Consider the following 19,782-nt stretch of genomic DNA (forward strand, 5'->3'; position numbering starts at 1 on the left):
ATAACCTTATTTATAATTCAAATATGTTGGAAAGAATTTCTCCGTTTCCTCAATGCTCAATTCCATACGTTTTGCATAATCTCGAACCTGATCGATTCCAATTTTGCCAATATTGAAGTACTGAGAATCGGGATGTGAAAAATAGAACCCTGAAACAGAGGCTCCCGGCACCATTGCTAAATTCTCAGTTAACCACATTCCAGTATTTTCGGTTGCATTCAGAAGTGAGAAGATAAATTCTTTACCACGATGATCGGGACATGCAGGATAACCAGGTGCTGGACGAATTCCTCTATACTTTCCATACAGTAACTCCTCTGTTGATAGATTCTCGTTGGAACTATATCCCCAAAACTCCTCACGCACCTTTTGATGCAAGAGTTCGGTAAACGCTTCAGCAAATCTATCGGCAAGTACTTTTGATAGTAAGGCATTGTAATCATCCAATTTATCTTCATAAACCTTTGCTAGTTCATCAGCCCCAATGCCTGCTGTTACTGCAAAGAGCCCAATCCAATCCTTTAACCCTGAATTTGTGGGTGCTATATAATCGGCTAGGCATAAGTTTGGTTCACCGCCTTGCTTTTGCTCCTGATTACGTAGCTGTGGAATTGTTGATATTACCGAATTCCTACTTTCATCATTATAAACTATTATATCATCACCATCCGATGAAGCAGGTAAAATACCAATTACCCCTTTTGCTTTAAGCAACTTCTTACTAATTATTATATCAAGTAGCGCATTTGCATCATCATATAGCTTACGAGCCTCCTTCCCTTTTACAGGATCGGAGAAAATAGCTGGGTATTTACCGTTTATATCCCATGAATAAAAGAAGAAAGTCCAATCGATATACTTGCGAATCTCGTCGAGTGGATATTCATCAAAAGTGACTATCCCTGTTTTTTTAGGCTGAGGTGGAGCGTAGGTATTCCAATTTACTTTAAATGAGTTTGCTCTAGCCTTTTCAATAGGAATTGATTGAATGGTATTGCCTTTATAACCCTCCCTTAAAACCTTATATTCCTTTTTGAACTGGGCTGTGTACTCATCCTTAGTTTTAGCATTGATTAAGCCAGAAACCACGCCTCCTGCTTGCGATGCATCTTTTACATGAATAACCGCATTGCTGTAATTTGGATCTATCTTTAAAGCAGTATGAAGTTTTGAGGTTGTAGCACCACCAAGTATTATAGGAATCTTAAGTCCTCTGCGCTCCATCTCACTGGCTACGTGAACCATCTCCTCAAGAGAAGGAGTGATTAATCCGCTAAGTCCTATTATATCTGCTTTCTCTGCAATTGCTGCTTCAATTATTTTTTCGCAGGGAACCATAACACCAAGATCGATAATTTTGTAGCCATTGCATGAAAGTACTACGCCAACAATATTCTTTCCAATATCGTGAACATCACCCTTTACAGTTGCAAGAACTATTGTACCCCCAGATTTAACCGATTTGCCATCGAGTTTTTCTTGCTCAATAAAAGGTTGCAAAATAGCCACAGCGGCTTTCATCACCCTTGCGCTTTTTACAACCTGAGGTAGAAACATTCTTCCTGAGCCAAATAAATCGCCCACCTCCTTCATTCCATCCATCAATGGACCTTCAATTACCAATAGGCCAGACTTAAGTTTGCTTAATGCCTCTTTAGTATCAACCTCAATAAAATCGGTTATACCCTTTACTAAAGAGTGGCATAAACGCTTTTCAACAGATTCATCTCTCCACGCCGCTTCCTTAACACTATCAATTTTCTCCTCCTCAAAACTTTGAGCAAATGTTAAGAGTCGTTCGGTTGCATCCTTTCGGCGGTTTAGCACCAAATCCTCAGTTAATTTGAGTAGATCGGGATTAATTTCGGAGTATACTTGCAACATGCTTGGGTTAACAATACCCATATCCATACCTGCATTAATTGCATGGTAAAGAAATACTGAGTGAATAGCCTCCCTTATGGAATTGTTTCCCCTAAAAGAGAACGAAAGATTGCTTATCCCACCACTAATTTTAGCATACGGCAAATTCTTCTTTATCCATTTACAGGTCTCTATAAAATTTTGGGCATACCCTGAGTGCTCTGCAATACCAGTTCCGATTGCAAGTACATTCGGGTCTATAATAATATCGGCTGGGTTAACGCCTGCCTTTTCGACTAGAAGTTTATAACTTTTCTCAGCAATCTCAATCTTACGTTGAGTAGTATCCGCCTGACCCTTCTCATCAAAAAGCATAACAACCATTGCAGCACCATACCGCTTTATGCGTTTAGCATTTTGGATGAATTGCTCCTCTCCTTCCTTTAAACTAATTGAGTTTACAATTGCCTTGCCTTGAATGCACTTCAATCCAGCCTCAATAATTGAGAATTTGGAAGAATCAACCATAAAAGGTACTTTGACAATATCGGGCTCAGTTGCGAGATAGTTTAGAAAAGTTCTCATGGCCTTTTCACCCTCAATTAGGGCATCATCCATGCATATATCAATTACCTGAGCACCATTATCAACCTGCTCACGAGCCACAGAGATGGCTTCCTCGTACTTGCCCTCGGCAATTAGCCTAGCAAACTTCTTCGATCCTGCAACATTAGTACGTTCCCCAATGTTTACAAAATTGGTTTCAGGTCTTATAACAAGCTCTTCAAGTCCACTCAAACGAGTATACTTAGGCAATTCAGGAACTTCACGTGGTTTATACTTACCTACAAGATTTGCAATCTTTTCAATATGCAAGGGCGTTGTACCACAGCAGCCTCCTACAATATTTAGCCAGCCATGCTTTAGCATTTCTTCAACAATGGATGCCATCTCCTCTGCGGATTGATCGTACTCACCAAGTTGATTTGGAAGACCAGCATTTGGATGTGCACTTACAAGAAAATTTGTTGAACCAGCTAACTCCTCAATGTATGGTGTTAATTGCTGAGCGCCCAAAGCGCAGTTTAACCCAACGCTAAGCAAAGGAAAATGTGAGACTGAACACAAGAATGCAGAAAGGGTTTGACCCGAAAGGGTTCTTCCACTAGCATCGGTAATGGTTCCCGAAACCATAACGGGTATTCGCTCCCCTGTTTTTTCAAAAACCTCATCGATAGCAAAAAGAGCAGCTTTCGCATTTAGCGTATCAAATATAGTTTCAACTAGAAGAATATCTGCACCACCTTCAATCAACCCCTCTGCCTGCTCGGTATAAGCTAATACCAAATCATCAAATGTAACTGCTCTATAGGCAGGATTTGAAACATCAGGTGAAAGTGAAGTTGTTCTGTTGGTTGGGCCAATAGACCCCGCAACAAATCTTGGTTTTGATGGATTTTTTTGAGTAAACTCATCACACGCCTTACGCGCTAGTTTTGCAGCTGCAACATTTATCTCTTTAACCAATTCTTTTGTATCATAATCTCCCTGCGAGATGCTCGTAGAGTTAAAAGTATTAGTTTCGATGATATCTGCACCAGCAGAAAGGTAATCACGATGAATCTGAGATATAATTTCGGGTTGAGTAAGAACAAGCAAGTCGTTATTGCCCTTTAAAGATTTATGATGATTCTTAAACCGATCACCCCTAAAATCCTCTTCGGTTAAACGATACCTTTGAATTAACGATCCCATTGCCCCATCGAGGACTAGAATTCGTTCTTTAAGGATTTGATTTAATGTTTGATTGACATTTTGCATATTATATGTATTTAGTTAGTTTTTGTTAGAAGTTTGAAGTCGGAAGATTGAAGTCCGAAGTCCAAAGTCCGAAGATTAAAGACTCCCTTCATTATTCATTATACTCTATCTTTCCTGTATAAGCAATAAATAGATTTAATTTTGTAATAAGATCCTTAACTTTAAGTAACGACGATAGTTTCACCTTGGCAATCACCCACCGATGGTCACGTCCATTATATTTCTCGATTATCTCCTCGATTCCAAAAATGCTTAAATCAACAATATCGTGATAACGTATAAACACTTCAAGCATAACATCTGTTGAGTATTCGGGGCAATTAAAATATTTTCGCTTTTTGTACTCATAACGATAATCGTGGAATCGAGCTGTAATATCACTTAGCACAGCAGAACCCGTGGGATGACCTCCTGCGCCCTTACCAAACATAAACTGTTTTTCGTAGAAAGCACCTTCAATTACAACACCATTGTACTCATCTTCAACATTATATATATAATCGTCAGCTGATACAAATGTAGGCATTACGAATAGTGTAAGGCAATTCTTTCCAAACTTAGTTAGTGTTGCAACCAGCTTAATTTTCAGCCCTTTCTCCTTTGCGTAACGAATGTCGTGAACGGAGAGGTTGTGAATGCCATAGTTAAAAGCATCATTCGGATGCACGTATGTTCCAAAACCGTGTACAGCAAGAATTACAAGTTTGAAAAGCGCATCAAATCCCATTACATCAAAGGAAGGATCACTCTCGGCAAATCCTAACTCTTGTGCCTTTTTTAGGGCTAAATTATAATTATCGCTGTGCTGAAAAACCCTTGAGAGAATGTAGTTTGAAGAACCATTTAGTATTCCCCTGATTGATAGCAGTAAATCATTATCATAGTACTCCTCAAGGTTACGAATGATAGGTATACTCCCACATGCAGATGCATCGTAGAGTAGAGCAACCCCCATCTTTTCCTGAATTTCAATCAACTCTTCGAGATGATGCGAAAGCATCGTTTTATTACCCGAAACAACGCTCTTCCCTTGAAGTAATGCTGCTTTTACTATACGATAAGCATCATCAGCATTATCGATTAACTCAACAACCAGATTAATTTCTGAATCATCAAGAATATCATCAGGATTGGTGGAAAAAAACTTACTATTCAGGGAACGCTCTTTAAAGGCATTTTTAATGCAAACCTTTTTTATTCGAGCCTTTGTAGTAGGCGAATTCTGTAGCACATGATATAAACCTGAACCTACTGTTCCAAACCCAAAAAGACCTATTACCTGAGTGGTTTCGCTGTATGATGATTTTATTTTTTCTACTTTATTATCAATTATTTCTATTGTTTCCATTTTACTCTAGATTTAAAAACTTCTTAATAATGCTTGTAAGCTGCTCGTGTTCAATTAAAAATCCATCGTGACAAAAACTTGAATGGATTTCAGCATAAGTTGCATTTGGAATCATTGCAGCCAGATGTTTTTGCTCTTCAATAGGAAATAGAATATCGGAATCGATACCAACAACAAGGGTTTTTGCGTTAATTTGGCTAAGCGCTTTTTCCACGCCCCCTCTATTTCTACCCATATTATGAGAATCAAGAGCCTTAGTCATAGTATAATATGAATAGGCATCAAACCGTTTTATCAGTTTTTCACCCTGATAGGTTTGATAGGTATCTGCCCTAAAACCATCCAAAAGATCAGTTGATTCATCCTGCTGTGTTAAATTATAGCTGCTTCTACCACGATAACTAAGTAGCGCAATACTGCGCGCTGCTTTCAGACCCTCTTTACCTCCGTCAATCTCCTGATCTCTAAAAGTTGAATCCGCTAGTAGTGATAATCTCTGTGATTGACTAATAGCAATCACCCAAGGGGAAGTTTTGGCAGAACAAACTATTGGCATAAGATTCTCGGCCGTTCCGGGATACATGTATTCCCATTCTAAAAGTTGAAAGCCACCAATTGAACCACCTATCAAAACCCAAATTTTTTTAATTCCAAGTTGCTCTTTCACCTTTTGGTGAACTTCTGCCATATCCCTGATTGAAATTAATGGGAATGTTAGCAGGTAAGGTTTTTCAGTATCAGGGTTAATAGACATTGCGCCAGTAGTGCCATAGCATGAGCCAAGAACATTAACACAAACAATTGGCGTTTTATTGGGATCAAACAACCATCCCTCGCCAACTAAACCTGGCCACCAATCAACAGGGTTGCTATTTGCAGTAAAAGCATGGCAAACCCAAACAATTTTATCAAAATTCCTCTCGATATCTCCAATTACATGATACCGAACATTAACATCCTTAAGGGTTTCACCACATTCAAGTTGTAGGCTATCTATTCTGAGATTGGATTCTATTATCTTCATAAAAATTAATAATGTTTATCAAAAGTTAAGTACTTCGAGTTTTGAGTGCCTAAAATGCCTAAAGTTTAAAGGTTGAAGCAAATATGAATTCCTCGTTTTCTAAATACTTTAGGCACTTGAAGTACTCTAGGCACTTATTTCTCCTAAAGCCTCCTCAAAATCAGCAATAATATCATTGATATGTTCAATTCCTACTGAAATTCTTAAAAGTGTAGGTTGAACTCCCGCGGCTAATTGCTCCTCATCGGTTAACTGCTGATGAGTAGTCGCAGATGGCTGAATTATCAATGTTTTAGCATCGCCAACATTAGCCAAATGGCTAACTAATTTAAGATTATCAACAACTTTAGTTGCATTCTCTTTAGAACCCTTAACTATTATTGAAAGCATTCCTCCAAAACCATTTTTCAAATATTTTTTAGCAAGATGATAGTAAAGACTACTTGGTAATCCAGGGTAATTAACCTTTTCAATTTTAGGATGATTCTCAAACCAAGTTGCTAATGCTAAAGCATTCTCGCAATGACGCTGAACCCTTAATGAAAGAGTCTCCAGTCCTAGTATGAACTGAAAGGAGTTGAATGGGCTAATTGCTGGACCAAAATCCCTCAACCCTTCTACCCTTGCCCTTGTGATAAATGCAATATTCCCAAACGGACTATTTGCTCCAAAAGTATCCCAAAAAACGAGTCCATGATAACCTTCGGATGGTTCAGTGAATTGAGGAAATTTTCCGTTCCCCCAGTTAAAATTACCACCATCAACAATAACACCGCCAATGCTTGTACCATGTCCACCAATCCATTTTGTAGCCGATTCTACAACAATATTAGCCCCATGCTCAAGTGGTCTGAAGAGATACCCTCCACCAGCAAATGTATTATCAACAATTAAAGGAATATCGTACTTCCGAGCAAGGTTGGCAAATTGTTCAAAATCGGGTATGCTAAAACCCGGATTTCCGATAGTTTCTAGGTATATCGCTTTTGTTCTGCTATCAATTAGCCTTTCATACTCATCTACACTTTCAGATTTTGCAAAACGTACCTCAACTCCAAGGCGTTTAAATGATACCTTAAACTGATTGTATGATCCTCCATATAAATGGGATGTGGAGACAAAATTATCGCCAAACTGTAGGATGTTATTCAGTGCAATAAACTGAGCTGCATGACCCGATGATACCGCTAAAGCAGCAACGCCACCTTCGAGTGCTGCTATACGTTTTTCGAAAACATCGGTGGTGGGATTCATCAAACGTGTATAGATATTCCCAAATTCCTTTAATGCAAATAGGTTTGCTCCATGTTCTGAACTCTTGAATAGGTAGGATGTTGTTTGGTAAAGAGGTACCGCTCGTGATAGGGTTATTGGATCAACTACTTGCCCTGCATGTACCTGTAATGTTTCAAAACTATAGTTAGTATTCATTTTTGTCAAATTTAAAATTTCTGTTTTTTATTCTTGCCTTTAGAAAACTAGTTGGGAAATACACAACCAGCATTTTGCATTGATACCAATGCGTATACCATGCCCCTTGGGCAAAATGTATTAGATTATTTACTACCGCATTCGACCGAAGCGGCGCATTCGAATGGCAAGATTCTCTTTGATTAAAGAGGAAGTAATAAAAAACGTTTGACAGTTGATTAATACCAACCCAAAACTGAAAATCGTAAAATTTGATTTCATTGTATAAGTTTTAGATTTATAATTCCCCTTTCGGGGTCAGGTTTTAGCACCTTGCTTTGGTGGGCAGGTTGCTAGAGGTTCTTCGAGCCTGTTCTCTCCGCTCTTCTCTATAATTCTAACCCTTCTTTTTACAGAATGGTCGAAATAAGCGTTACAAATATAACCATTTTTTATAAATTCATACATTTGCCAAATATTTTTTTCCTACTTTATGAATTTTAAGGCAGTAATATTCGATATGGATGGGGTGCTAATTGATAGCGAACCATTACATATTAGTGTAGAATCTAATATGCTAAAAGAGTTAGGTGTTCCTTTGAAACAAGAAATGTATGCAAGATTTGCAGGAACAACCAGCTTAAGTATGTGGAATGCTATAGTTAAAGAGTTTAAGTTGGATAAAAGTCCCGAAGAAATATCTGCGGAAAGTAATCGTCGATTTATTTCCGAACTTTTAAATTCCGATAAAGTTCAGCTCTTTGATGGTGTTAAAGATGTATTATCAAATCTAAAGAAAAAAGCGATACCCGTTGCCTTAGCATCTTCATCGAATAAAGATATTGTGAATGCCGCATTGGGCAAATTTGAACTGAATCAATACTTTAATGCAATAGTTACAGGAAGTGATGTTCAACACTCAAAACCGCACCCTGAAATATTCCTCACCGCTTCACGAAAACTTAAAATTCCTCCCTCTTATTGTGTTGTGATTGAAGATTCTCCAAATGGTGTTAATGCAGCACTCACAGCCGGAATGGGTTGTATTGGATTCGCATCGAATAAAAACCATCACGACATAAGTCATGCAACATGGATAATTAAATCGTTTGGGGAGTTTAATTACGGGTTAGTGTGAACCCCCTGCCCCCTGAAGGGGGTTAAGAAAAAAGAGTATTTCACTAAAAATTGAATATGCCACAACTTACCGATACAGTTCAACGTTCGATGTTTTATGGGGCTAAACCAGAAGTATTTAGAAAAGCAAAGGTTTTACGTGCTAATATGACCCCATCCGAAATAAAATTAAATGAGAAATTGAGAAATAATCAAATCTTAGGATTAAGGTTTAAAGCACAACATCCAATTAATCAGTTTATCGTTGATTTTTATTGTCATCCTCTAAGGCTAGTAATTGAGGTTGATGGCGAAATCCATGATCTAAAAAGCGCAAAGGAGTATGATGAGAATAGAACTTTAGAATTGGAAAAACTTGGTTTAAAAATAATTCGCTTCACCAATAAAGATGTAACAGAAAACATTGATACAGTAATAGATAAAATAACACATATCTGTAGAACAATAATAAAAAGAGAATATTAGTTTTACTTTGACAAATTAGAAAATCACACGAAAAATCAACCTAATTTACCCCTATCCCTAAAGGGTGTAGGTTGATTTTTCTGCTTTCTTCCTAATGGGAAAGGGTAAAAAGTGCAACGAACTAGGCAAAGTCAAAAATCAAATACAATCCAAACCCGTCAAAGTAAGAATATCATCAAAACACCTGTAATAGCCAATTCTTAGCCCCCTTCAGGGGGTTGGGGGTCAAATCCACCCCAAACCCACCACAAAAATCACACACTCTTTCAATAATCTTCACCCTATTCAAACTTCTGATAATCCAAATCTTTGCTTCTATCGGGAAACTCAACAGAAATTTTATTTTCTAATTATTTCAAACTTTTGAATAATTTTAGGGAGAATTAATCAGTTATTACTGAAACATAAAATTCTTAAACCCAAATCCATGAAGCACTCAGCGATTATTTTCATTCTAATGCTAGCATTATTAACCGATGCTTGCATTACAAACTCTTTTGCTCAAACAAACTCTCAGAGAGGCTTTAACGCCCCAAGACTGATGGTTAAAGACGAAACCTCTCAAGGTTCGGAATACCCACTAGAACTTAGCAAATTTGATGTTTCAGTAATCGTTGTTGGAAATATTGCTACAACTACTATGGAAATGACATTTCATAACTCTACCTATAGAGTTTTAGAGGGAGAACTTGTTTTTCCACTTGGCGAAGGGCAAACTGTATCGAGGTTTGCACTTGATATCAATGGAAAACTCCGTGAAGGAGTTGTTGTTGATAAACAAAAAGGACAGCAAGTATTTGAGGCAGTAATAAGAAAAAACATCGATCCAGGACTTCTAGAAAAAACACAAGGAAATAACTTTAGAGCAAGGGTTTACCCTATTCCTGCAAATGGGTACAAAAAAGCCCTAATTGCCTTCGAAAGCGAACTTTCGTATTCTAAAGACGGTTATTTATACCTTCTCCCAATGAATTTCGACAACAAAATTGGCGACTTTAACCTTCATATAGAAGTTGTTAACCAAGATATTGAACCAACAGTTAGCAAGAATGAATTTGAAAATATTAAGTTTAAGCAATGGCATAATTCATACATCACAGATTATCAGCAACAAAATTATCTTCCAAATAAGCAGATTGGTTTTACAATCCCTTTCCAAAAGTCAGGCAATATAACCTATATAGACAAAGGCAAAGTTGACAAAGACAACTACTTCTACCTTAACATCTTTCCAAAGAATGAGGAGAGGGTAAAGGTTTTACCAAAGAAAATTACGATGCTTTGGGACGTTTCCTCATCTATGAAAGATAGGGATATTGATGCTGAAATTATATTGCTTAAAAAATACCTCAACAAAATTCAAAACACAGAAATTGAATTTGTTCCATTCTCAAATGATTTAGAATCAACGAAAACCTACAAAATAGCAAATGGCAATATCGATGAACTTTTAAAAGATATAAATGGTTTAGTTTACGATGGTGGGACTCAACTTGGCGCCATTGATCTCAATAAATTCAGCTGCGATGAATTCTTACTCTTTACTGATGGTGTGAGCAATTTCGGTAAAAATGAAGTGGTGCTTTCAAAAACTCCTGTAATTGCAGTATCTTCATCCCAAACAACCGAATATTCCTACTTACAGTATATTGCATCTGCCACGGCAGGTATTTATATCAACCTAAAAAAGATAACAGCGGATCAAGCACTAGAATTCTTAGTAAAGCAAAAACTACATTTCATTTCGGCCGAATTTGAAAAGAATCAGATATCTAATGTTTACCCATCAGCACCAACCTATTTTACAAATAACTTTTCTGTATCAGGGAAACTACTGGCTAATGCGGCTAATATCAAGCTGAACTTTGGATTTGGTAAAGAAATTGTTCACACCGAAACAATTGCAGTAAACTCAAATAATATTTCCGACAAAGGTCTAATTGAACGAGTATGGGCTCAAAAACGGATAAACGAGTTGAGTCTGAACCCCTCAAAAAACAATGATGAGATTACTGCTGTTGGGAAAAAGTTCTCAATTGTCACCTCTAACACATCACTAATTGTACTTGATAGGGTCGAGGACTATGTTCAATATAAAATCACCCCTCCAGAAGAGCTAATCGAAGAATATAACAACATGATTGGCAAACAAATAAATGATGAAAAAAGATCAGTTCGCGATCACATTGATCAGGTAGTAAATCAATTCAACCAAAAAGTTGAATGGTGGAAGAAAGATTTCAAAGCACCAGATACCCTAAATATCAAAAAAGGTAAAGTTACACAGAGCAATATATACCCCCCTCGTCAATATTCAACTCAAACAAAAACTATTTCTGGCAGAGTTATATCTAATGAAGATGGGATGCCAATTCCAGGGGTTTCCGTTGTAATAAAAGGAACTAATGTTGGAACTATTACCAATGTAGATGGTAATTTTCAACTTATCGTACCTATTAATGCAATTCTTCAGGTTAGCTTTATTGGTATGAAAACTACTGAGGTAGATGTCTCCAATTTAATTAATCTCGAAATTACCATGGAAGCTGAGAATGTTTCTTTAGATGAAGTTGTGGTTACTGCATTAGGTGTTAGTAGGGAAGAATCAAGAGATGAAGCAATAACCGAGGTGGTAGCTGATGAAGTTTCGGTAGAAACAAATATGTCATTAAAACAAGATAAATCAGTAGATATGCAAACTCCCCACCCTTCCATTGAGATCAACAAGTGGGATCCTGCCACCCCATATATGACTGAATTCAAGAGTAGTAAAGACAAAGATCTATACCAAAAGTATCTACAACTCAAACCCGAAAACCTAAAAACACCTTCATTCTACCTTGATGCTGCAGAATACTTTATTGAAAAGGGCAAGAAAAAAGAGGCAATAAAAATACTATCGAATATCGCTGAGCTTGAACTCGAAAATCACGAACTACTCAGAACTTTAGCCCGAAAACTTCAGCAAATAGGCGAAATTGAAACAGCAATATGCATATTTAAGGATGTGGTTAAACTGCGTCCAGAAGAACCTCAATCGTTCCGCGATTTAGGATTAGCTTATGCAAGTAACAATGAATATCAAAAAGCCACAGATATCCTTTATAGTATTGTTGAGAAAAACTGGGATGGCAGATTCCCTGGTATTGAGGTAATTGTCATTGGAGAAATGAATGCCATTATTGAACAGGCCGATGGAAAGATAAACACAGAAGAGTATGATAGTAGATTTTTAAAAAACCTTCCAGTAGATATTAGAGTTGTACTTAACTGGGATGCGAATAATACTGATATAGACCTTTGGGTTACAGATCCCTTCAACGACAAGTGTTTTTACTCTCACCCATTAACAAGATGTGGTGGTTATATGTCAAGAGATTTTACTGGAGGATATGGACCTGAGGAATTCCTTATTAAAAAAGCCCCAGATGGAAAATACAAGGTTCAAATTAATTACTACGGAACAAGTCAGCAAACAATTCAAGGTCCTGTTAATATTCAAATTCAAATGTTTACAAATTACGGGACTAAACAACAGGAGGTAAAAGAGGTAACAATGAGGCTAGCTGAACGAAAAGAGGTAATTGACATAGGAAATCTACTATTTGGCAATAAAAAATAACACTATTTGTTCCATAATATCCATGAGAGTTGGGCTACATAACCCAACTCTCACTATTTTAAGAAATCCTATTTTATAAATAATACATCCATGTACAACAAAACAACATTAACATAAACAACAAGATTTTGAGGTATATTACGCTCCTACGGAGCTTATTTTTCTGTCGATGTTTTTTTTCCTACAAATATTATCGCGGTGCTACCGCTTAAAAAGCTGCAGAGCAGCAAAATATTTGTAATAAGTAATTTACAAGTAGGAGTTGTAAGCTGCAGAGCAGCGTAATATTAATAAACATTTTTAAACAGATGCTATTCAAAATTTTAACGGACAAGAATAATATAATTGCTAATTTTGAATATATAATTATTTGCACCTCCGTTATTTACCTAAAAGCAAAACACACTCCATTGTCATTCCGGGCGAAGTCCCGGAATCTTTTGGAAGAGATAGATTCCTGCATTCGCAGGAACCGAGCATATTTTGCGAGTTCGCCGTAAGGCAATGACAATTTGGATTGTTTATTCTTCATTAGGTATCATTACGGACAATCATATATAATTATTTCGTAAACATGAGCACCTTCAATAAAATAGTTGAGTCATTAGCTTTATATGCTGATACTAAAAAGGATAAAAAATCTCTCGAAAAATTCTTTCAGGTTTATTCGGGAGGATATGGCGAAGGCGATAAATTTATTGGGGTTAGCGTCCCCAATCAGCGAAAAATATCAAATCAATTTTTTAAAGAAACATCTCCTGATGATATTCAGAACCTCTTAAATAGTGAATTTCATGAACATCGATTAACGTCACTTTTAATCCTTGTAAAGCAATATCAAAAATCCAAAAAATTTGAAGAAAGGGAGAAAATCGCCCTTCTGTATCTTAATAATATCGATAGGGTAAACGGATGGGATCTTGTGGATTCTTCGGCACAGCATATCGTTGGACCTTATGTTATGGAAACCGCTAAATTTGATATCCTCGACGAACTTGCCGAAAGCAATCATCTATGGAAACAGCGGGTTTCAATTATTGCCACTTTCTATCTAATCCGCCAAGGACATTACATACATACCCTTAGAATATCGGAGAAATTGGTTAACCATAAACACGACCTTATCCACAAAGCAGTAGGTTGGATGCTTCGTGAGGTTGGCAATCGCAGTTTAAAAGATGAACTTCCCTTTCTCAATAAATACGCTCAAACAATGCCCCGAACTATGCTCCGCTATGCAATTGAGAAGTTTGAACCTGAATTGCGAGATAAATATCTTACTATGGGGCAAAGAAAGTAACGAGGAGGTTATCTTCATTATCCCATTTTTCCATTAAAACATTGTAAATCATCCTACAAATATTTCTTTGAAAATAAAGATTACAAGTTACTGTATTCATTAACACTTAATATCGTTGATATACGTTGGGTTCACGCAAAGTCGCAAAGCACGCCAAGGGAGAAAAACTAAAGGATTTTTCTCTTTGCGCACAAACCTTAAGTTCAATTTGATATATTCTAATAATAATTCAACTGAATTTCTCTTCCATCATATCTTCTTTGCGGCTTAGCGACTTTGCGTGAGATTTTTATTGCCGAATAGTTACAAAACATTTTAACATCTACCTCAAACTCCCTTTTTCTTCATAGTTTTGCAATCATTTTTAAGCCATGAACTATCAGCAAACCGTTGATTACCTCTTCTCGCAGCTACCCGTTTTTCAGCGAATTGGGAAGGCTGCATATAAAGCCGATCTTAATAACACCATTGCGCTGGATGAGTACTTCAATCATCCTCATAAATCATTTAAAACCATACATGTAGCAGGAACCAATGGCAAAGGAAGCACTTCGCATATCTTGGCATCTGTTCTTGCAAAGGCTGGATATAAGGTTGGGCTTTATACCTCTCCCCATTTAAAGGATTTTCGCGAAAGAATTAGAATAAATGGAGTGGTAATTCCTGAGCAGGAGGTTATTGATCTTGTTGAAAAGCACCAACCAATTTTTGAGAAGGTAAAACCCTCATTTTTTGAGATGACTGTTGCTTTGGCATTCGATTACTTTGCAAGGGAAAAGGTTGATGTTGCAGTTATTGAGGTGGGTTTGGGCGGTAGGCTCGATTCCACAAATATTATCACCCCAGAACTATCGGTTATTACCAATATTAGCTTCGACCATACCGATTTACTGGGCGATACTCTTCCAAAAATCGCCTTTGAAAAAGCAGGAATCATAAAGCCAAATATCCCCGTAGTGATTTCTCAAACACAACCCGAAACGGAACAGGTTTTTCGAGATAAGGCCAAAGAAACCAGCTCTCCTCTCCTATTTGCCGATAAGGTTTATAGAATTATTAATATTGATGACCAGAACCCAAACTGGCAATCATTTGATATTGAGCGAAATGATGGAGTTTATTTAAAAGATATCCGTTTAGATCTTAGGGGAATATACCAAAAGCACAACCTGCCCGGAGTTCTACTTGCCCTTGATATCATTAAGGATAAAGGATTTAGCATTTCCGATAAGCATACTAAAGATGGATTAGCCGTAGCATCCGCATCAACAGGGCTATTGGGACGATGGCAAACACTACAGGATAAGCCCATGACAATTTGCGATACTGGTCATAATATTGATGGCATTACCCAAGTTTTGCAGCAGATAAGCAAAGTTAAACGGGAAAAGTTACATATAGTAATTGGAATGGTTGGCGATAAGGATATTGAGGGAGTTCTTGCCCTTTTACCTAAAGATGCCATTTACTACTTCACAAAAGCCTCAATCCCCAGAGCCCTAAATGAATTGACACTAGCCAACAAAGCTGCTAGCTATAACCTGAAAGGAAATACTTTCCCAACCGTTAAAGAAGCGCTCGATACCGCCAAAAAAAATGCAACTCCTAACGACCTGATTTTTATTGGTGGTAGCACATTTGTTGTTGCCGAGGTTGTTTGAAAGAAAGATCAATCTATTTTCCCTCTATAGGGACAGTTAATCCTAACCAAGGAATAGCCACTAAACTCTCCATTCCTGTATAAATAGGAATCACCAACCCATAATCTATTGCAATCTTTCTAGTTAGCGTTCTTCCTCCTAACGTCATTAGAATTACATATCCATCACCCGTTGAGATGTAATAATTCTCTGACATAAAATATCCTCTTTTACCTGTCCTAATCATTGTACTTGCCATTACAATGGGTCTTTTGGCCCAATCTTTCCCAACATATCCATATCCCATGCCTAGCGTAAAATTTCTATCACGTGATCCAAATGTAGTAAGCCCATAAGCGATTCCAAACGAAGCACTGTCCTCTCCTATTACTGTTGCAGCCAATATTCCCGCCCCAAGATTGAATTCATCCTTTTTTATAGGAATCGAGAATTTTGGTGTTATCCAAACCGGAGTGGATCCACCCGCAAAAAGAAATAATGGAATCAAACCAACGCCAACCGAAAAATTATCGGAAAATCCATATCCTGCCTGATTATAAAAAATCCACAAATTTTGGTAGTATCCCTCCCCTGTCTTTAGCCCATATCCGTTTGGTGCCCAAAAATATCTTGTAGATTGAATGTTTTCAAACCAAACTGTGCCATCCTTTATTTGTTCCAATTTAACTTCCTTAATTTTCTTAATATTTATTCTTTGAATGGTGATGATTCCTATATTGTCTGTCTTCAATATTAGAGTAACAGTATTGTCACTAAGTATTTTACCAACATACTCATTACCATCAATGGTTTCAATAAGTACTACTTTACTTGTATCTGCAACAAGCTGACAGTAAACATTGAAATTGCAAAACAAAGTAAAGAAGAATATTAGAGTAGTGATTTTTTTCATTTTACGAGTTGTGTTACAAGAGAAAGTAAAAGTAAAAATACTTACAAAAAACACTTTTGTCAACTATAAACTACAATTACTGCAGGGTTGTTCTGGTGATATAAAAAATTTATTTGATAATTTTGGTTATTCAAAAAAAGCGTTTACATTTGCATCTCTTTTAGAAAAAGCAACAACACGTTTATCTAAAGTATTGGGAGCTTAGCTCAGCTGGTTCAGAGCATCTGCCTTACAAGCAGAGGGCCACTGGTTCGAATCCAGTAGTTCCCACAAATCATCAACCCTTGCAGACGCAAGGGTTTCTTTGTTATTATACCATTCACTTATCAATGCAGTTGAGTAGTTCGTGATAGTTCCAATAAACTAAAAACGACTTTTCAACGCTCTAAAAACCCACAATCTAAATCTTACACTACTTTATTTGTTAAATTCATTCCATCGGCCATAGAATGTTTAACTTATTTGCTATATTAGTGAAATGAAAATACTGTTTAAACCAGCATTAAATACTTAAAATATATTTGTTAGATTATTTTAATGTATATTAATGAGGTGTTGTATCGAGTATGAAAAAAGTAATGTGAAATCCAGTTTTATAAAATTGATCAAGAATAGCAGAAGACAAAAGAATGGACTGCCTCAACAACGAAACAGTCCACTTTTTTACCCAACTTTTGTCCACTTAGTTCCGTGGCATTGGGGACATGGAGGCAATACATCAGAATTATCATCTAATCTGATTACTTCTCCACACTTTACGCATTTGTACAAACCCTTTCCGGGCTTTTCACCTGTTGTGTACATAAATTTACTTTTTAAAAGGTTAATAAAAACATTAATACTACTAACTGCGTTTTTTCACCGGACCAACTTTAACTTTTTCAGTTACAGTTGTCTTCGGTCTTTTAGCAGCTTCTTCAGAAGGGACAAACCTTCCGCTTCCTGCATCTCTAACACGAGTAGAAGTTTTACTCATAAGCTCGAATTTTTTAAATTAATAATGTGCTTTCATCTTAAAGGACTGAAAGTTTATCCTAGATTTTTTTGTTCCCTTTTTGACGATTTGCGACTGTATTTAAAGGCTGCAAATTATTCAGATGGTCAGTTCCACCCTTTGACTGAGGAACACTATGGTCAATTTCCCATCCCATTGGAGAATTCTTTCCATAAGATGGTTTGTAAATTACATTACCAAGTTTATCTTTTCTGTACAAATCGGGGTCTTTACCTCTTACTGGCTGGCCTTTTTCCCAAACTTCGTCTTTCCTTTGTTGATACGACATAATCACTAATTTTTAAAGTTTTACATTAGTATATGCTGAAAAAAGAAAACAAATTTCCATTGCATGGAAAAAAAACAAAAAAAAATAGCATTTATAAATAGATGGATGATAAAGACAAAATATTAGCAACAACTAATGAACTGCGAAATGCTATTCAAGAAGTTTTTACTCCTGAATTCACTAAAATATTAATCAAATACTCGATATATAGAATAAATACAAAATTTAATATCAAGTATGATTTGAACAGGGGTTTAAGAGGAATAATGGTCGAAGATATAATATCGGAATTAATGCTTTCCTTCGTTCGAAATGATGGTGGAAGAAATTGGAACAAGACGGAATTCCCAGATTTTAAAAACCAAATATTCAGTGCTCTTGACAGTCAAATCTTTAATACAATTGAAAAAGAATATAGCAAAGCAATTCATACGAATTCAGACATAGAAAAACAAAGTGATATACTTATAGAGGATAACCATTATGATGAACTTATTCAATACTCGCTTGATTTTTTAACTAAACTAGGTGCATCAGATGATGAAATTCTCCTGTTTGAACCTTATATTATTCATAAAATGAAAAGAGCAGATATTGCAAAAGAATTTGGAATCACAGAACAAGAAGCAACAAATATAAAGAAGAAATTAGATAGAAAGATTCCTGTATTACGTGAACAAATTAAAGAACTATAACGATGAAAAACGAATTAATAAATAAAATGGATGACTACATGATATCTGCCTTAAAAAGTGGAGATAGTTCGGCTATTGATTCTTTTTTAGAAAGTTATGGGTATGACATTGAAGTCGTTAACAATATTGCAGATAAGAGTTTTAAACAGATTACTTTTTCTTTAAAGGGTCAATTGAATTCACAGAAAGATGAGATTTTGTTAGAGAAAGTGACTAAATATTTTCAAGACGCAATTAATAAGAACATTGAGAAACCAATAAGTTATTTGAGAAATCTTGTTGACTCAAATCAACTGGCTTTTGGTCACAGAAATTTAGAAAAACTGACCTCTGACGATATAAAAGAATTAATCAAAGACCATAATTTATTAGATATTCTTGAGAAACTTGAAAATGATGAAAAATTCTAAAGGAAGCATAATAGCAAAAAAACTTCTATCTGATATTGGATTTGATGAGATTACTCATTTATCAATGAAATTATTTGTTTCTGGTTTGGGAGCAACCCTTGTTGAAGAAGAATTACAAAATTCAGATGGCAAGATTGTTAGAGGTAAAACAAAGACATTAATAAAAGTAAATTCTCAAATTTCTTATGAATCAAAAAAACGTTTTACCATTGCCCATGAAGTTGGTCATTTTCTGATGCATGAAAAGATTGAAGTACACAATGAAAACTCAAATACCTTAAACTGGTTTGTTAGTACGGAAACCCAGTTGAAAAAAGGCTTGCAGGAATGGGAAGCTAATGATTTTGCATCTGAATTGCTTATGCCTGAACAAATTTTCCGAAATGAAACTCTTGGCAAGTCCTTTTCTCCAGACTTAATTAAATATTTATCTGAAAGATTCAAAACTAGCATAACTTCGACTGTATTTAGATGCTTAAATCTTGACATTCATCCATTACTTGTTGTTTTTATCTATAATGGAACAGTTAAATATTGGGATAAAACTTCTAATTGGACTTATTGGATAAAGGATATTACTAAGTTGGCTCCCCCTGATGATTCAGTTGCAATGGAATATATAAATGCAGACTATGAATTTATTTATAGTGGAAATGAAAAGGCTCAACTTATATCGAAATCAACCTGGTGTAAATTAAATAAGTATGATAAGGATACTGATTTTTTTGAATATTGCATTCCAACAAAACAATATAAAACCATAGTAAGTGTGATTTGGGAAAAATAGAACTTAACTTTCACTCACCCAATTCTGCAATTTTGTTCATTCAAAACCTTGAAGAGCCAAAACC

General features: G+C 36.2%; 16 protein-coding genes, 1 tRNA gene and 1 riboswitch. Of the genes, 10 read left to right on the forward strand and 7 right to left on the reverse strand.

Going from position 1 to position 19,782, the window contains the following annotated elements:
* Window positions 1-6 precede the first annotated feature (6 nt).
* From metH to HOO91_07305, 4 genes are all read right to left on the reverse strand, one after another.
* A complete protein-coding gene (gene metH, locus HOO91_07290; protein NOU17344.1) occupies window positions 7-3,684 on the reverse strand; it encodes a methionine synthase in 3,678 nt (1,225 codons plus the stop codon).
* A 91-nt stretch (window positions 3,685-3,775) separates the two neighbouring features.
* Window positions 3,776-5,032, reverse strand: a complete 1,257-nt coding sequence (locus HOO91_07295) for a homoserine dehydrogenase (GenBank protein ID NOU17345.1) — start codon at window positions 5,030-5,032, stop codon at window positions 3,776-3,778.
* Between the two features lies 1 nt (window position 5,033).
* Complete coding sequence (metX, locus tag HOO91_07300) at window positions 5,034-6,056, reverse strand: homoserine O-acetyltransferase (GenBank protein NOU17346.1); 1,023 nt, start codon at window positions 6,054-6,056, stop codon at window positions 5,034-5,036.
* A gap of 126 nt (window positions 6,057-6,182) precedes the next feature.
* Window positions 6,183-7,487: an O-acetylhomoserine aminocarboxypropyltransferase/cysteine synthase gene (locus HOO91_07305; protein ID NOU17347.1), complete on the reverse strand. Its 1,305-nt coding sequence runs from the start codon at window positions 7,485-7,487 to the stop codon at window positions 6,183-6,185.
* Window positions 7,488-7,761: 274 nt separating this feature from the next.
* A riboswitch (SAM riboswitch) is annotated at window positions 7,762-7,864 on the reverse strand.
* A 95-nt stretch (window positions 7,865-7,959) separates the two neighbouring features.
* Between HOO91_07305 and HOO91_07310 the strand changes: the two genes are divergently transcribed.
* The 5 genes from HOO91_07310 to HOO91_07330 all read left to right on the forward strand — a co-directional run bounded on the left by HOO91_07310 (window position 7,960) and on the right by HOO91_07330 (window position 15,651).
* The gene (locus HOO91_07310; protein NOU17348.1) at window positions 7,960-8,604 is read left to right on the forward strand and encodes an HAD family phosphatase; all 645 of its coding nucleotides are present in this window, start codon (window positions 7,960-7,962) and stop codon (window positions 8,602-8,604) included.
* A 56-nt stretch (window positions 8,605-8,660) separates the two neighbouring features.
* Window positions 8,661-9,068 carry an endonuclease domain-containing protein gene (locus tag HOO91_07315; protein ID NOU17349.1) on the forward strand — a complete coding sequence of 136 codons (408 nt, stop codon included), beginning with the start codon at window positions 8,661-8,663 and terminating at the stop codon, window positions 9,066-9,068.
* A gap of 427 nt (window positions 9,069-9,495) precedes the next feature.
* Window positions 9,496-12,690, forward strand: a complete 3,195-nt coding sequence (locus tag HOO91_07320) for a DUF2135 domain-containing protein (GenBank protein NOU17350.1) — start codon at window positions 9,496-9,498, stop codon at window positions 12,688-12,690.
* A gap of 574 nt (window positions 12,691-13,264) precedes the next feature.
* A complete protein-coding gene (locus tag HOO91_07325; protein ID NOU17351.1) occupies window positions 13,265-13,990 on the forward strand; it encodes a DNA alkylation repair protein in 726 nt (241 codons plus the stop codon).
* 371 nt (window positions 13,991-14,361) lie between these two features.
* Entirely contained in the window at window positions 14,362-15,651 is a 1,290-nt protein-coding gene (locus tag HOO91_07330) for a bifunctional folylpolyglutamate synthase/dihydrofolate synthase (protein ID NOU17352.1), read from the forward strand.
* 13 nt (window positions 15,652-15,664) lie between these two features.
* Here HOO91_07330 and HOO91_07335 read toward each other — a convergent pair whose 3' ends face one another.
* Window positions 15,665-16,543 (reverse strand): hypothetical protein, encoded by an 879-nt coding sequence (locus HOO91_07335; GenBank protein NOU17353.1) that lies wholly within the window; start codon window positions 16,541-16,543, stop codon window positions 15,665-15,667.
* A gap of 10 nt (window positions 16,544-16,553) precedes the next feature.
* Between HOO91_07335 and HOO91_07340 the strand changes: the two genes are divergently transcribed.
* Both HOO91_07340 and HOO91_07345 read left to right on the forward strand, forming a co-directional pair.
* Complete coding sequence (locus tag HOO91_07340; GenBank protein NOU17354.1) at window positions 16,554-16,748, forward strand: hypothetical protein; 195 nt, start codon at window positions 16,554-16,556, stop codon at window positions 16,746-16,748.
* A tRNA-Val gene (locus HOO91_07345) sits at window positions 16,739-16,813 on the forward strand. The genes HOO91_07340 and HOO91_07345 overlap by 10 nt, the downstream gene beginning before the upstream one ends.
* Window positions 16,814-17,206: 393 nt before the next feature.
* Here the strand turns inward: HOO91_07345 and HOO91_07350 are convergent.
* Both HOO91_07350 and HOO91_07355 read right to left on the reverse strand, forming a co-directional pair.
* On the reverse strand, window positions 17,207-17,347 hold the full coding sequence (locus tag HOO91_07350; protein ID NOU17355.1) for a hypothetical protein: 141 nt from the start codon (window positions 17,345-17,347) through the stop codon (window positions 17,207-17,209).
* Between the two features lie 230 nt (window positions 17,348-17,577).
* Window positions 17,578-17,826 (reverse strand): HNH endonuclease, encoded by a 249-nt coding sequence (locus HOO91_07355; GenBank protein ID NOU17356.1) that lies wholly within the window; start codon window positions 17,824-17,826, stop codon window positions 17,578-17,580.
* A gap of 101 nt (window positions 17,827-17,927) precedes the next feature.
* Here HOO91_07355 and HOO91_07360 point away from each other — a divergent pair, with 101 nt between their 5' ends.
* The 3 genes from HOO91_07360 to HOO91_07370 are packed head-to-tail and all read left to right on the forward strand — an operon-like array spanning window position 17,928 to window position 19,718.
* Window positions 17,928-18,521: a hypothetical protein gene (locus HOO91_07360; protein ID NOU17357.1), complete on the forward strand. Its 594-nt coding sequence runs from the start codon at window positions 17,928-17,930 to the stop codon at window positions 18,519-18,521.
* Window positions 18,522-18,523: 2 nt separating this feature from the next.
* Window positions 18,524-18,931, forward strand: coding sequence for a hypothetical protein (locus HOO91_07365; protein ID NOU17358.1), 408 nt, complete (start codon window positions 18,524-18,526; stop codon window positions 18,929-18,931).
* The gene (locus HOO91_07370; GenBank protein NOU17359.1) at window positions 18,918-19,718 is read left to right on the forward strand and encodes an ImmA/IrrE family metallo-endopeptidase; all 801 of its coding nucleotides are present in this window, start codon (window positions 18,918-18,920) and stop codon (window positions 19,716-19,718) included. The genes HOO91_07365 and HOO91_07370 overlap by 14 nt, the downstream gene beginning before the upstream one ends.
* The last annotated feature ends 64 nt before the right edge of the window (window positions 19,719-19,782 follow it).

The sequence above is a fragment of the Bacteroidales bacterium genome, assembly GCA_013141385.1.
In the GTDB taxonomy this organism is placed as follows: Bacteria; Bacteroidota; Bacteroidia; order Bacteroidales; family Tenuifilaceae; genus UBA8529.